This is a genomic window from Vibrio sp. YIC-376, from assembly GCF_052353105.1.
Classification (GTDB): domain Bacteria; phylum Pseudomonadota; class Gammaproteobacteria; order Enterobacterales; family Vibrionaceae; genus Vibrio.
The window spans coordinates 34,195-49,035 of sequence record NZ_JBBWFK010000024.1; the positions used below are offsets into that span (position 1 = coordinate 34,195).

Sequence of the window (14,841 nt, forward strand, 5' to 3'; positions counted from 1 at the left end):
CTAAAATAGAAGCCGCTCAATGATGAAGCGGCTTTTATCTATCGGTTTGCTGTATTTGTATTGTGGCCATCGTTAGAGGATTAGTCGTTTGAGTCGGACGCAAGCAAGTTTTTGTAGATAACAGCACCTAATACACCGCCGATGATCGGTGCGATCCAGAATAGCCACAGTTGAGAGATAGCCCAGTCACCGACATAAATCGCGACACCAGTACTACGTGCAGGGTTTACTGAAGTGTTAGTAACAGGAATACTGATAAGGTGAATCAATGTCAGACACAGGCCGATAGCGATGGGGCCAAAACCTTGAGGTGCACGCTTGTCCGTTGCACCCATGATCACAATTAAGAACATCATGGTCATAACCACTTCAGTTACCAACGCTGCTAGCATCGAGTATTGGCCCGGTGAGTGCTCACCATAGCCATTTGAAGCAAACCCAGATGCAGCAATATCAAATCCCATTTGACCTGCAGCGATGACATAAAGTACGCCACCGGCAATGATGCCGCCAATCACTTGCGCAATAATGTAAGGCAGAACATCTTGTGTTTCAAAGCGGCCCCCAGCCCAAAGACCAACCGTCACGGCAGGGTTTAAGTGACAACCAGAAATATGCCCAATGGCAAAAGCCATAGTAAGAACAGTTAAACCAAAAGCAAGAGACACCCCCAAAAGCCCGATACCTACTTCTGGGAATCCAGCCGCTAATACCGCACTGCCGCAACCACCTAGTACTAACCAGAATGTACCGAAAACCTCAGCCAGATACTTATTCATATAATTTCCTATTTTGTATTTATTTACTTGCTGAACATAGTTGAGAATTTTCAATAAAGTGTGAGGTAAGACACGAAAAGATAATAAAAGGAATGGTAGGAGCGAATGTGTCTCAGAGATGAAACCGAAAGGGGTATGAATAAGTGAAATAACATTGGTTATCATGGGGGTAAATGATAACCAAGGTGGGGCGTAATAGCTTGAAAGAGTGCCAGGGGACTAAGTTAACTGTTCTAGTTCAGTAATATTTGTGAGCGCTTCTAAGTTGGTTTTCCCACAGACCATAGGACATGGTTTGAAATCGTGGCACACTTTTGGTCGTTCTGGCTTACCGAATAGTTTACAAAGGTTGTCGTCGTTAAGTTGCACACAACGAGTGCCTGCGGGTTTTCCATTCGGCATCCCTGGAATCGGTGATGAGATACTTGGGGCGATACAACAAGCTCCACACCCTAATCGACAATCCATAATGTAAACCTCTTAAAAAATTGAGGGGGCAATTATGGTCATTTTGACGTGGATTGGAAGGGCTGCTCAATAAAAAAGCACAAGAGAGGCAAAATAACTGCCTTGCTTTTTACACCGCAAAGTCGATTACTTGAGAAAACGGTTGTAGACAAACAAAATAACAAATGCACCAAGGGTTGCGATGATAATACTACCGATATTAATACCATTTGCACCGCCTAGACCTAGGAAGCTTCCCAGAAAGCCACCAACAAATGCACCAGCAATCCCCAGAAACATCGTGGCAATCCAGCCTCCACCGTCTTTGCCCGGCATCAACCATTTAGCTAACGCGCCAGCTATCAACCCCAATATAATCCAAGAAATAATGCCCATAAATACTCCCTACTTTCCTATAGCAAATTGAACGAGTTAAGTTAGTGTAAGCATAGATCATGACACTAGAATGTCGTTGATTTAATGCCGGTGATGGCAGACGCTGAAATCTCGCAATTGCTGAAGACTTGAACTTTTGTTGTGAGAGAGGTATAAATCGCCCCTATTTCCCCTAGGTGAGACCGAAAGTATGAGCACTCCATTTTGGCAAAGTAAAACGTTAGAACAGATGACCGAAGAGGAGTGGGAGTCTCTGTGTGATGGTTGTGGTAAGTGCTGCCTTCACAAGCTAATGGACGAAGACACGGACGAAATTTATTACACTAACGTGGCATGTAGCTGGTTAAACAGCAAAACTTGCGCATGCAAAGATTATCCAAATCGCTTCACTTCTGGTGAAGAGTGCACAAAGCTAACCCGTGAAGACATTGATGACTTTACGTGGTTACCGCATACTTGCGCGTATCGCCTTTTAGCTGAAGGCCAATCGTTACCAGAATGGCACCCACTCATCACTGGCTCAAAGTCAGCGATGCACGCAGCAGGTGAAAGTGTACGTAATAAAGTGGTGTACGAAATCGATGTTGTCGATTGGGAACAGCATATTTTAAACCACCCCAACAGACCCTAGGTGATAAAAGGTTTTTCAAGGGTATGAAAACTGCTACTCCGTAAATAAATATGTATATACGCACCTATTCGTAAAATCTGTCGCCACATTGTCGCCATTTTGTGGTGCCAAATGGGCACAGACTTTCTGGCTAATGCTGCGCCAATTCCAGGTTTAGCCTAAGCAGCAATCATGAGTCAGTTCGCTATTTACCGTATGAGTAAAGGCATTAATGACATGCTTGGGTTGCGATTAAAGTGAGGGTAAATATACCCATCTATGATCATTGACACACTTTTAGTGTGTCTCTCACCTCACTTTTACATCTACTACAGTCTTTTGACCCGTATTTATCTTTAGGTAATGTAAAATAAACAAAGGTTGTTTCACTTGCCTGATTCGCCTCTGCTCGATTTGAACAGACACAGTTTTTATGAGGTAAAAATGACGTCTTACTTCCCCCAGAAAATTCGCCTGAAGCCTTGGTTCGCGGTACTTTCTCTTTTCATTTTGATGATGAGTCATTTTTCTGTAAGTGCCGCAGAAAAAGATGAGCCACCAGTTATATCTCCTGCAGAAGCTGCAATCGATAATCTGAATATCGATATTATCGACTTAACTCAGAGCCTGACTCAAACAAATGGTGATGATCGTGACGCACTTCAGTTACAACTTTTCCAGAAAAACCAAGAGCTAAGAAGTCAGCTAGCCACAGCTATTAATGGAGAGACTATTCCCCAAGATAAGCTGGTGAAACTGGTCAAAACACAAAAGCAATATACTGAAAATGCTGCGAAATATCTGACATCGAAAACGAAATCGGTAGTTGAGAAACTAAGCCAGGCGAAAGACGAAGAAAAGCTATCGTTAGTTAATGACTATCGCGAAATACAGCGTTACATGGATGTTATTTTTGAGGCAAGTTGGCAAAACTTTGTTTGGTTAGAGAAACTCGGTGTTCAAAATAAGCGCGGTGAAAAAGAGTTTAAAGATCTGGTAGATAAACGCATCCGTTTGTTGTCGGCATCAATGCAATACTTGCATCAGCAGAGCCAGATTATCAGCACACAGCTTTCTTCTAGCCCTGAATCAGAAAAGACTTCTCAGCAACTTAGTCAAATGCTTTTTAAGCAGAGGCTGGATATCGCAACTGTAAGCTTGCGTAATCTAATCTCTATTGCAGACAAAATTGGTATAGAAACCTCTGAATATAAACGTCAGATTTTCGAAGTAACGGGTAGCATTACACACGATTTGCTTGATAGTAAAGTGGTGTGGTCAATCGTTAGTCACTGGTCAAACTCTGCGGTGGATTGGCTAGCGGGAAATGCACCTCAGCACCTCTTCCAACTGTTTATTTTCGTATTAATTTTGGTGATTGCTCGCGCATTAGCAAAATTAACACGTAAAGTGATGAGCAAGGCGGTGGCTTCTAAGAACTTAAAACTCTCTCACCTGATGCAGGATTTCTTTATCTCGATGTCCGGCAAGTTCGTTTGGGTGATAGGTATTATGGTCGGTTTATCGCAGATAGGCTTGAACCTCGCGCCAGTTCTTACTGGTTTCGGTATCGCAGGTGTGATCATTGGTTTTGCATTGCAAGATACATTATCGAACTTTGCGGCAGGTATGATGCTGCTTATTTACCGTCCATTTGACGTTGGTGATTTTGTTCACGCCGGTGGTGTCGATGGTAAGGTAAGCCATATGAGTTTAGTAAATACGACAATTCGAACTTTTGATAACCAGATAATTATTGTCCCGAACGGTAAAATCTGGGGTGACGTAATTAAAAACGTTACGCACGAGCGTATTCGTCGTGTAGACATGGTTTTTGGTATTGGCTACGCCGATGACTTGCTCAAGGCAGAATCGGTACTAACTGAAATCATTACTTCTCACCCAGCAGTACTACGTACTCCTGAGCCAAATATCAAAGTGCATACGCTTAATACCTCGTCGGTGGACTTTATTGTTCGTCCTTGGGTGAAAACCGATGATTATTGGGATGTGTACTGGGATGTAACCAAGGAAGTTAAATTGCGCTTTGATCGTGAGGGCATTTCTATCCCATTCCCACAACAGGATGTGCATCTGCATATGGTTGAGAAGAAAGAGGCTTAATACCGCGATGTGAACCACTGAAAAAGCACTCACATCAATGAGTGCTTTTTTATTGCCTAAGGTATTGGTAATAAAAACCACAACTACTCGAAAAGACGTTTTTGTATGCGTCTTGCTATTCGCCAGACACTTGTCTTGTCCGATTGCAATCCATAACTTTTTCACCCATAAAAAAACGCTCTCGAGAGAGCGTTTCAAATACCACAGAGTGGAGAAGTAATTACTTAATTTGTTGCTTGAGGTATTCGCCCAGCTCAGAGTGATGCATGATCTTCGAGACTGGAAGAATCTTTTCAGCCGGACCCCATGCAAACACATTCACTGGAGTATGAGTATGAGTACCAGTACCCCAAACCGTGTTTTGCCCTGTAGCTTGTTCACGTGCAATCAAGTTTGTACGATCGTTATACGGGTAGAAAGCATCAAAATCGTGAATGGCCGGTACTTGTTCTTGTGCCAGATAGCTATGGCCTTCAACATGGTATGGGTTCGGCTTGTCTTGCATAATGTGCTCTGCTTGATCTGCCGTGATTGGGAAATCGCTATTCTCATTGATGATCTTAGCTAGATTTTCCGATGTTCTGTCAGCTTCAGGTAACGCGGCAAATTTATCGAGCATACCGTAGTAACTGGCTTTTTGGTTATACAATCCATCAAGGATAGAGAAGTCACCGAAATTAAAGTTAGGAGCGTAGTCCTGTTTTTTGAAGGCTTCGCCGCTGCGCTTTTCTGGTTTTGATAGATTCGCCGAAGAATAGCTGAAACCAAAAGAGCCAGTTTCGTGGTCTGCCGTTACAACAATCAATGTGTCATCACGACCTTTCGCCCACTCGTAAACTGAATTCACCGCTTCATCAAATTTAATCATTTCGTGAAGCATGGTGCCAGCGTCGTTACTGTGTCCTGCCCAGTCGATTTGGCCACCTTCAACCATTAGGAAAAAGCCGTCTTTATCCTTAGACAGGACATCGAGCGCTTTCACCGTCATTTCTTTTAGAGAAGGCTGAATACGTTTTGGATCGTTTTTGCCTTGGCTGTAAGCGATACCATCGTCCATACCTGAGTTAGCAAAAAGTCCGAGTAACTTGTCGCCTTTTGCTTCCGCAAGCATGTCGCGGCTGAACGCTAGGTTGTAGCCTTGTTCTTGAGCTTCGTTTAGTAAGTTACGCTCGTCTTCACGCTTAGACTTGAGTCCAACATTGCCTTGAGTAATTTTTTCAAGCTGGTTGTAAGTGTCGCCTTTGTCATTCGCGGAGCTAGGAATCCAGTGACGAAGGCCACCCGAAAGAAGAACGTCCACGCCTGTTTCTAGCATATCGACTGCAATGTCGTTTTCTAATGAGCGATGAGGCTGGTGAGCGGCAAACGCAGCTGGTGTAGCGTGCGTCATGCGGGTGTCAGAAACTAAACCGGTAGCTTTGCCTTTACTTTTGGCTTTTTCCAGAATGGTTTCAACATGGTTGCCCTGACTATCAATACCGATCACCTCGGACGCAGTCGGTATTCCAGTTGCAAGCATCGTTGCAGAGCAAGCAGAGTCGACCACAATAGAATCTTCAGGATTAGTCAAAGAAGATCCAATTACACCTTCCTGAGCCAATTTGTAAAGGGCAGTGGTTTTACCTTTATAAATTGAGTGGGGAGCATGGTTTGCGTAGGTTTCAAGTAAACCTACCTGCTGAGGCCCCATACCATCACCAATCATCAAAATTACGTTTTTGATCTCTGCTGAAAGGGCGTTAAAAGAGAGTGTTGAGGCAGCCAGAGCGGTAACAACAGGGTATGCTAAGCGCTTCATTGTATTTTCCTTGTCTATTAAAAGCGCTGGAATTAAAACAGTGAAGTATGACAGTTTTGTGTAAGTCAAAAAAGTTTAACAGGAATGTCATTTTTTCCTGCTGCCTGTTTGTTTTTAAGGGGCGAAAAAAGCCCATTGGAGTGGGCTTAAATTACGTTTGAGGGTCGGAAGCATGGACTAAAGTCATCCACTTATTTCCGCTTTATTTTTAAGCGGATTTTATTATTGTCTGTTTTAATTGGTTGACTCAAATGCGATTTACTATCGTGTCGAGCAAATTTATTGCCGCTACACAAGAGCGAGAATAATCCCACCGACGCTAAGCGCGGCAGAAAGGTATTTCCCTGCAGAGTAGGAGCCATCTTCTTCTTCAAGTTCAGTTGGATGCCCCATTCCTAAAGCACCATGGGTGAATGATTCAACCTTTTCGCTGACGGTTTTATTTTCCGCTTCTGCTTTTTTACTTTCGTGCTCAATTTCTTGTAGTGCCGTAAGGAGTGCTTTGCCTTCAGAAGAGAGCGTCACTTTGTTTTGTTCAACTTTTAATGGTGACGCGGCAATGTCCTCCGTAATCTCTTTTGCTTGAGTAGTGGTGGATTGCAGGTTCGCATATGAATTAACGGTGTTGCTTCCTACTGGATTCATCGAGTACTCCTTGAAAATCGACACTCGGTCAATGAGCGCGGGTAATAATTCTAATCGTTTTATATATCGACGGCTTGTGGCATTTCTTAAATGAATTGGATAAAAATCAGGCCAGTTTTTGCCGCCTCCTATGAATATCTGGGGATTAAAGCAAAAAGCAGACCGATTTTTTTGATGTAACTTGAAATGCACTAGGCTGAGGCTATGCGGATGATGATGTAGCTCGAGAAATCAGACTCGCTAATGGTTTATTGACATTCAAGCTCTGTGTTTCGCATCGCAAGATGCTTAAACGCTTGAATGCGATTGTTCTCTTGCACATAGCGTATCGGCGGGGCTAATACTTCGAGTTGGTAGTCAGTGCTATCAGAGCTGATTTCAGCATTTGGAGTGATGATTATAACCTTTAAATTTGGATTACGGCTTAGAATTGATGTTGCCGTACCCAACCCACCTTCCGTGTGGAAATTACCTGCTATGTGAACAACTAAAGTCCCTCGGTGCTTGGCGAGATAATTGACCACGGACTCTGCCATGGTCTCATCCCAAGTCATTTGTGCCGCGTATTGCTTTTCTGTCTGTTCTGGTTTGCCGTGGTGCATAGAGGACATAAATTTTTCTTTGTACAGGCTGTCGCCAGTATTGATGGTTTCAGCAACAAAACTACGTTCTCTGCTATCCAGTTTATTCAGGTAGTCAACGCCTTGGCGGCCTATGCAACGTACTATCTTTTTCGGCGCGTTGGCGGCAATAACCGGCATGTCAGAACGCTTTGCAAACTCGATGAGAGGGCGATAGTCACTCTCATAGTTTGGCCAGGCGTTACTCTGTTGGATGAAGTATTGCTCGCCAATTTGGCCATCTAAATACGCATCTAGCACGTCTTGCTTATCACGTGTTATTTGCTCCATAGAAAGGGCGATAGGGCGCTTACCGGTGGATAAGTGTTTTAGCATATCCGTCTGGAAACGGTGGATACCGGCGTGAGTGTGCCATTCGCCAATCAGAATGACGTCAGCTTGCTGCAGTTCAGGTGTTAGCGTCGTTATTGAAACGGGATCACCAGAAGGAGAATACAGCCTGTAATCGTAAAAGCTGGTCACCTCAGGTGAAGTGGATTGAGAAATTGTTGGCGAGGAAGATACACAGCCAGTAAGTACGCTTGCTAATGCAAAACCTAAAAATGAAAAGCGCATGAAGACCTCCAAAAATGTCCGCGTGATATTAATGGAGGCAGCGCGATTAATCAATGTAAATGAGAATGAATATCGTTGTGGTATTTTGGGGTGCTGTTAACGCGCTATTTTACGATAAACACGCAACATAAAATCCGCCTCGCATCGGAAAAGTGTAGCCGACTTTAGCTCTTCACGGAGTTCATCCGTTGCCTTCCAGGCAAATGGTGTCATTTGTAACAGGTCAAACGCGTCACCATCTTTCAAATCCATCATATAGTTAAGCTGCTGTTGATGTTCAAGTTCGAAACCTTCGATGGTTTCTGGTTCTTCGTTATGAAGACGTACGTCTTGATAAATGCGCTCACGAAGTTGGAACAGGTGACGACCTGCGGGTGTAACGGTAATGACCACTCCATTGTCTTTAACGACACGTTTTAGCTCTTCTGCTTTACATGGTGCGTAAATTCGTAAGATAGCGTCCAGAGATTGGTCAGAAAACGGAAGTCTATGGCTAGATGCAACGCTAAACTGGCACTGAGGATAGCGCTTGGAAGCGTAGCGAATCGCTACTTTTGAAATATCCAGACCAAAGGTAACAGCATTCTCATCTTGAGCATGTAAGGATTGTTGCACTTGATCTGTGTAATAGCCTTCTCCACAGCCAATGTCTAACAACTGGTGAGTGGTTCCGTCAGTATACTCTGAACAAAGACGCGCAACTTCCTGACGCATTGGGTCGTAATAATTTCCTTCCAGAAATCGACGACGAGCTTGCATCATCTCTTTGTTATCGCCGGGATCTTTAGAACGTTTGTGATGTGCAGGCATCAGATTCACGTAGCCTTCTTTTGCCATGTCGAACTGATGGTTATTTTCACACTTAAACGTTTTGTCGTTAAGTGCAAGAGGCTGGTGGCATAGAGGGCATTGGTAGTTCATGGCGATCTCAGGCTGAAAGTAGGGCGATAAATTCTATCAAAAAGCGTGACTTCAAGTGAAACAAAAAGAACTTAGATGCGTGTACTAGTGGCAATCTTGAACAATATTGCTTGACGTTATGCTCTTCAGTCATCCACTCTGGATAAGTCACTTGTTTGATGGTGTGGTTTGAAAATGTTCTGGTAATAAAAAAGCCGGATAAACCGGCCTTTAACATTATTACTGCGCGGATATCACAGTAATTAACTCGTGGCTTTCACCAGGCTGCAAGGTTTTCCCTTGCTCTAGGCTGGAAGCGTGCAGAGCAGACTCGACACATAACATGGTTTGGTAACCATTGTCTGCCATGTCACCCATTGATTGAGCACCTTCAGCCCAAGGGTTCCATAGAACTGCAGAGTTGTGGCCGTGGTTTTCCACACTCAGAGTGCGCTCAAGAACAGGGTCTTTTACCAAGATTTGAGCTTCTGGTTTTGAGTAAACACGGTCGATAGTGTCGCTCAGTTGCAGAACTTCACCACCTTGACATACTTCTCCGCCTTTTAGGCTGTCGATGTATTCGCTGCCCATGCCAGTAGTCTGAGCTTGCAAAATGTCGCCTACATTGAGGTACGTATGAAGTGCTCCTGAGAAGTTCCAGGCTTCATCGTCAATATTGAGCACTTTTAGTGTCACTTTCAGCTCATCACCGACTTCAACGATAAGGCGCGCATCAAACATATGTGGCCAGATTTGGTGTGTCTCTTCCGTTGGGAATAGCGCGAGTTCAACAATCACACCATTCTCATTTTCACGGTGTTCAACCAGTTCCCATTCAGCTGAACGTGCAAAGCCATGAGCAGGTGCGGCAATGCGTCCAAACCAAGGCCAGCAAACTGGAATACCACCACGAAGAGCGGCTTTGCCATCGAAGACGGCTTTTTCACTCATCCAGAGCAGGTCTTCTTGACCTGCAGGTTTATATGACACCACATGGCCACCATGCAGAGAAATACCCGCAGTGGCTTTATCGTGAATGATACGAACAATTTTTACTTGGTCGACTTCTACTACCGTGACGTTGTCAGAAAGGACGGTTAGGGCAGGAAGGGTATTTAAATCCATCTGATTCATTTCCTATCGCTGGGAGAGGGGGGTAACGAGCTCACGATGTTTTTATAGCTGCGCTTGATTACACAACCCTCAAATTCCAGATACAAAAAAGGCGACTCTGTAAGCCGCCTCTTTTTCAACTCAGTTAAGAGCTAATCACTTAGAGATGTGTGCGATTAGGTCAAGAACTTTGTTTGAGTAACCGATTTCGTTGTCGTACCAAGATACAACTTTAACGAATTTGTCAGTTAGAGCGATACCAGCTTTAGCATCGAATACAGATGTGCAAGTTTCACCGATGAAGTCTTGAGAAACAACTTGATCTTCAGTGTAACCTAGAACGCCTTTTAGTTCGCCTTCAGAAGCTTCTTTCATTGCTGCACAGATTGCTTCGTAAGATGCGCCGTTAACTAGGTTAACAGTTAGGTCAACTACAGAAACGTTAGCAGTTGGTACGCGGAAAGCCATACCAGTTAGTTTGCCGTTTACTTCTGGAAGTACAACGCCTACAGCTTTAGCAGCACCAGTTGAAGATGGGATGATGTTTTGAGAAGCACCACGACCACCGCGCCAGTCTTTAGCAGAAGGACCGTCAACAGTTTTTTGAGTTGCTGTTGTAGCGTGAACTGTAGTCATAAGACCAGATTCGATACCGAACTTGTCGTTAAGAACTTTAGCGATAGGTGCTAGACAGTTAGTAGTACAAGAAGCGTTAGAAACGATGTCTTGACCAGCGTAAGTGTCGAAGTTTACGCCGTTAACGAACATTGGAGTTGCGTCTTTAGATGGGCCAGTTAGTACAACTTTTTTCGCGCCAGCAGTGATGTGCTTACGTGCAGTCTCGTCAGTTAGGAAAAGACCAGTTGCTTCAGCAACAACGTCAACACCGATTGCATCCCATTTTAGGTCTTCAGGGTTGCGTTCTGCAGTAACACGTACAGTTTTACCGTTAACGATTAGGTTACCGCCTTCAACTTCAACAGTACCGTTGAAACGGCCGTGAGTTGAATCGTACTTAAGCATGTATGCCATGTAATCTACGTCGATAAGGTCGTTAATACCTACAACTTCGATGTCTGCGCGCTCTTGCGCTGCACGGAATACGAAACGACCGATACGGCCAAAACCGTTAATACCTACTTTGATAGTCATTATAGTTGCTCCACAACTTAATTTCTGATTAAAGATAACTGGTAGTAAAATTACAGAATCCAGTAAACATCTGCAACAGATAATCGGACTTAACTTGTTTAAAGTCAAAAAAAAGCGACGCTTTTTTTAACAATTCTTTGCAAATGTTCGTTTTTTAAACTTTTTACTGCTTTTACTCTAGCTCAGTTGGCGTAATATAACCTGCGAGATTAGTGCTCGTATCAAATTAATTACACATGGTGTCCTGGTGAGAAAGTATGTGCTACAACTGTTACGAGAATCAAGTTTTTTGCTAAAAAAGTCATTGCTAAAAACAGGAAATAAGGATCTAAAATTAGTGGAACAAAGCGGAAGAAAAGTGACGAAGTCCGATGAATATTGGCGTGAGCGTTTATCTGATGAAGAGTTTCGTGTCTGTCGAGAACAGGGAACAGAGCCGCCATTCAGTGGTAAGTTATTGCATAATAAGGAAACTGGCGTTTACAGCTGTACTTGCTGTAATGCCCCTCTTTTTGTCTCTGATAACAAGTATGATTCAGGGTGTGGCTGGCCGAGTTTCGATGCTCCGATTAACGATCAAGCGGTGCGCTATTTAAATGATCTGAGTCACGGAATGGTGCGTACAGAGATACGATGTGCGACATGTGATAGTCATTTAGGGCACGTTTTTGAAGATGGCCCACAGACAACTGGCGAACGCTATTGTGTAAACTCAGTGTCGTTAATTTTCAACAAATCTGACGATTAATGACAATATTACAGTTATGAGTGTTTAATCCTTTCAAAACTGAATTGGTCAACTTATAAACATAGTCAACTCGCACAAATAAAAAACTCCCGCTAGACGGGAGTTTTTTCGTTTTATGACTTTAAATATTTTGAGGCATTAAGTTGGGGGAGTAATTTCCCTTTTCGATATTATTCGCGATAGATTTTGCGAGATCGTCGAGCTGCCGGTACTGGTCTGGATCATTAAAATCGAACATGCGCTTCAGGTGCTTTTCATCAGCAACGGGAACATCAAACCTTTTGGCCACCATTGCCCACACGTAAGCACGCTTTTTATCTCCTAATCCTTGATGAATACTCGCCAACGACTTAAGAATTACGGGGTTTAGATTGTCTTTGTTCGACAGCGTTAGCGCGTTATTTAATAAAATAAGCGTTTTAGGAGTATCTCTGTTGGTATAAAACGTGGCTAAGGCGTACTGCATTTCTGCAGTATTCAGTTTCGTTGAACCTTCCATTTGTAAAAGTTGGCGACGTGCGTTTGTGTCTCCGGTCTGTGACCAAAGAAAATATAAGGTCTCCGGTTCTTGCGACGATTTTAGTTCTGCGACGACACGCTCCAGCTCATCGATACTGTGTACCAATGCATTGAAGCGTTGTCGTTTTAGAGCGCTTTGATCGATTGGCGTGATTTGAGAAGCAAGCTCCAGACACTTTCGGTATTCAGCGACGATGCCATACTCTTTTATTTGATTAGACTCAGATGGGTTTTTGAGTTGCTCGTAACGATGCCAAATCAGGTTAGTGCGCGGAATCCGGCATTGCCCATCATCCATATTGAGGTTTTCACAACGCAGTTCAGGGGTGTTTTGGCAAAGATTTTCAGTGGTTACATTCCGTTCAAAGCAACCTGTTATAGCCAGAGTGGCGAGGGTTGTTAGTAACCAGTATGTTGTTTTCATGGTTTTGCCTGTGATCCGTTACACCAATTCATTTCTGTGTCCTTGACTCAGTTTCTTAACCCGCTATGTTCTGTGAACAGAATGTAATAAGAAGGTACATTATGGATACAGAACAACTATTAAAAGCGATGACGCCAGAAGTTTATGATCGCTTGGTTTATGCAGTGGAAACGGGAAGATGGCCAGAGGGTACAACACTTTCTAGAGAGCAGCGAGACTCGTGTATGCAAGCTGTGATGTTGTATCAATCAAAACATAATACTGAAGCACAACATATGACCGTTGCAGTCGGCGGGGAAATCAGTTTTAAGTCTAAGCAAGAATTGAAAAAGCAGTTCAGTGGTCATGAAAGCGATATCGTTCGTGTGAATCCAAACGTTGATTAACATCCCCTACACGAAAAAGCCCAATGTAATCATTGGGCTTCAGATTGATGACGAACCCCACTTTTAAGGTGGGGTTCTGTTTTTTTTGCGGCCGCAGGCCGCGATCGCGATATTTTTTGTTAGATAAACTCTAGAGCGTTAGTGTTCTTAAATTGGCGTATATAAGTGAGGATTTGCGCTATTTCACCTCGATTTAGGCCGAGTTTACGCAGAGTGCTCACCACCAACGCTATCTTCTTGATGTTTTGAGCAGCCGCCGCCAACCAGCACTGCATCTGCACCTTGGCTAACCCTCGAAAGCGAGCGTATCGATGACCGTGATGTTGTTTTGCATCGGCGAAGCTTCTTTCTACCGTTTCACTTCTCCGCCTGTAGGTTTTCTTTCCATAAGCAGAGAGCCGCATCTGGTTGGCTCTATCCATGGCCTCCGTATAGATATGCCTCGTGATGACCTTCTTCATGTTTTTACTTTGAGTACAGTCATCACGCATTGGGCAGAACGCACATTCTTTAGGGTCTGAGTGATACTCTCGGTAAGCGCCGCGTGACGTCGTCTTGTAGATAAGGTCCTGTCCGTTGGGGCAACGATAGCTGTCTTTTTCTTTGTTATAGATAAAGTGTTTCTTCTTGAAGGCATTCTTTGTGCGTGATGGTCGGCGATAGCCGAACACGCCAAGTATCCCTCGGCGCTCAAGGGATTCAGCAACAGGGGCCGTGAAGTAACCGGCATCAAGACCAACGGCGATAGGATTGAGGTTAAACTGTTCAAGCGTGTGGTCGAGACGGCAGATATAAGGCTGGGAGTCATTGACATTCCCCGCGGTCGCATGGGTATCAACGATGATGCCATGCTGACCATCAACCGTGCGATGGTCGAGATAGAAGAACCCTTGCGGCTTATTGTCTCGGGTCATGAAGCCACTTTCTGGGTCAGTCGTACTGCTCTTCGTGTTATTAGCTTTCTGCTCAGAAGTTCGTTCTTTAAGTGGCTTCTTTCCCTCTTTTGCTCGGTCTAGTGCAACGTCTTCATCCAGCATATCTAAATATGCACTCGCTCGGACTGCCGTTTGTTTATTGGTGTGCTTGTTTTTGTTCGCGTTCGCTTTGAGGTGAGTGCTGTCAGTAAAGAGCTCTTGTCCAGCGACTAAGCCTTTAGCCATCGCTTGTTGAACGATGTTAATAAAGATACGTTCGAAGACATCCGTACCATTGAAGCGACGGATACGGTTTTGACTGAGTGTCGAGGCATGGATGACCTTTTCAGTGAGGGACATGCGGAGGAACCAACGATATGCGACATTCACTTCGATTTCTTTGACAAGCTGACGCTCGCTTTTTACGCCGAAGATGTACCCCAGTAGGATAATTTTGAATAGGCGGACAGGGTCTACAGGTGGTCGGCCATTGTCTTTGCAATAGAGGTGGGCGACTTCATCACGAATGAATTCAAAATCGATAGCAGAGTCAATTTTACGCACAAGGTGGTCTTTGGGAACAAGTTGTTCCATCGTCACCATTTCAAGTTCGTATTGTTGTGGAGAAGGTTCTTGAAGCATGTCGAGGTATCCAGATTTCGATACTCCTATTAGATCAAAGGACTAGCC

At 44.0% G+C, this 14,841-nt stretch carries 15 protein-coding genes; 4 read left to right on the forward strand and 11 right to left on the reverse strand.

The features are described from left to right. Positions 1 to 80 precede the first annotated feature (80 nt). From aqpZ to WJM94_RS23445, 3 genes are all read right to left on the reverse strand, one after another. Positions 81 to 779 carry an aquaporin Z gene (gene aqpZ / locus WJM94_RS23435; protein WP_444496562.1) on the reverse strand — a complete coding sequence of 233 codons (699 nt, stop codon included), beginning with the start codon at positions 777 to 779 and terminating at the stop codon, positions 81 to 83. A gap of 219 nt (positions 780 to 998) precedes the next feature. Continuing rightward, a complete protein-coding gene (locus tag WJM94_RS23440) occupies positions 999 to 1,247 on the reverse strand; it encodes a YkgJ family cysteine cluster protein (RefSeq protein WP_444496563.1) in 249 nt (82 codons plus the stop codon). 126 nt (positions 1,248 to 1,373) lie between these two features. Then, the gene (locus tag WJM94_RS23445; RefSeq protein WP_444496564.1) at positions 1,374 to 1,622 is read right to left on the reverse strand and encodes a GlsB/YeaQ/YmgE family stress response membrane protein; all 249 of its coding nucleotides are present in this window, start codon (positions 1,620 to 1,622) and stop codon (positions 1,374 to 1,376) included. Between the two features lie 190 nt (positions 1,623 to 1,812). Between WJM94_RS23445 and WJM94_RS23450 the strand changes: the two genes are divergently transcribed. Beyond that, positions 1,813 to 2,253: a YcgN family cysteine cluster protein gene (locus WJM94_RS23450; RefSeq protein WP_444496565.1), complete on the forward strand. Its 441-nt coding sequence runs from the start codon at positions 1,813 to 1,815 to the stop codon at positions 2,251 to 2,253. A 492-nt stretch (positions 2,254 to 2,745) separates the two neighbouring features. Beyond that, complete coding sequence (locus WJM94_RS23455) at positions 2,746 to 4,356, forward strand: mechanosensitive ion channel family protein (protein WP_444496578.1); 1,611 nt, start codon at positions 2,746 to 2,748, stop codon at positions 4,354 to 4,356. 220 nt (positions 4,357 to 4,576) lie between these two features. On the opposite strand, the gene WJM94_RS23460 is transcribed toward WJM94_RS23455, so the two are convergent. The 6 genes from WJM94_RS23460 to gap form a co-directional block, all read right to left on the reverse strand. Continuing rightward, positions 4,577 to 6,154 carry an alkaline phosphatase gene (locus WJM94_RS23460; protein WP_444496566.1) on the reverse strand — a complete coding sequence of 526 codons (1,578 nt, stop codon included), beginning with the start codon at positions 6,152 to 6,154 and terminating at the stop codon, positions 4,577 to 4,579. A gap of 288 nt (positions 6,155 to 6,442) precedes the next feature. Further along, positions 6,443 to 6,799: a hypothetical protein gene (locus WJM94_RS23465; protein WP_444496567.1), complete on the reverse strand. Its 357-nt coding sequence runs from the start codon at positions 6,797 to 6,799 to the stop codon at positions 6,443 to 6,445. Positions 6,800 to 7,047: 248 nt separating this feature from the next. Further along, entirely contained in the window at positions 7,048 to 7,995 is a 948-nt protein-coding gene (locus WJM94_RS23470; protein ID WP_444496568.1) for a ChaN family lipoprotein, read from the reverse strand. 96 nt (positions 7,996 to 8,091) lie between these two features. Continuing rightward, positions 8,092 to 8,916 carry a 23S rRNA (guanine(745)-N(1))-methyltransferase gene (gene rlmA / locus WJM94_RS23475; protein ID WP_444496569.1) on the reverse strand — a complete coding sequence of 275 codons (825 nt, stop codon included), beginning with the start codon at positions 8,914 to 8,916 and terminating at the stop codon, positions 8,092 to 8,094. Positions 8,917 to 9,135: 219 nt separating this feature from the next. Then, on the reverse strand, positions 9,136 to 10,020 hold the full coding sequence (locus WJM94_RS23480; RefSeq protein WP_444496570.1) for a D-hexose-6-phosphate mutarotase: 885 nt from the start codon (positions 10,018 to 10,020) through the stop codon (positions 9,136 to 9,138). A gap of 144 nt (positions 10,021 to 10,164) precedes the next feature. Further along, the gene (gap, locus tag WJM94_RS23485; RefSeq protein ID WP_444496571.1) at positions 10,165 to 11,160 is read right to left on the reverse strand and encodes a type I glyceraldehyde-3-phosphate dehydrogenase; all 996 of its coding nucleotides are present in this window, start codon (positions 11,158 to 11,160) and stop codon (positions 10,165 to 10,167) included. A gap of 337 nt (positions 11,161 to 11,497) precedes the next feature. On the opposite strand from gap, the gene msrB reads away from it, so the two are divergent. Next, the gene (gene msrB, locus WJM94_RS23490) at positions 11,498 to 11,908 is read left to right on the forward strand and encodes a peptide-methionine (R)-S-oxide reductase MsrB (RefSeq protein ID WP_444496572.1); all 411 of its coding nucleotides are present in this window, start codon (positions 11,498 to 11,500) and stop codon (positions 11,906 to 11,908) included. Between the two features lie 121 nt (positions 11,909 to 12,029). On the opposite strand, the gene WJM94_RS23495 is transcribed toward msrB, so the two are convergent. Beyond that, complete coding sequence (locus WJM94_RS23495) at positions 12,030 to 12,851, reverse strand: DUF2989 domain-containing protein (protein ID WP_444496573.1); 822 nt, start codon at positions 12,849 to 12,851, stop codon at positions 12,030 to 12,032. 101 nt (positions 12,852 to 12,952) lie between these two features. Between WJM94_RS23495 and WJM94_RS23500 the strand changes: the two genes are divergently transcribed. Continuing rightward, on the forward strand, positions 12,953 to 13,237 hold the full coding sequence (locus WJM94_RS23500; RefSeq protein ID WP_444496574.1) for a YeaC family protein: 285 nt from the start codon (positions 12,953 to 12,955) through the stop codon (positions 13,235 to 13,237). A gap of 119 nt (positions 13,238 to 13,356) precedes the next feature. On the opposite strand, the gene WJM94_RS23505 is transcribed toward WJM94_RS23500, so the two are convergent. Next, entirely contained in the window at positions 13,357 to 14,793 is a 1,437-nt protein-coding gene (locus WJM94_RS23505; RefSeq protein ID WP_444493534.1) for an IS1182 family transposase, read from the reverse strand. Positions 14,794 to 14,841: the final 48 nt, after the last annotated feature.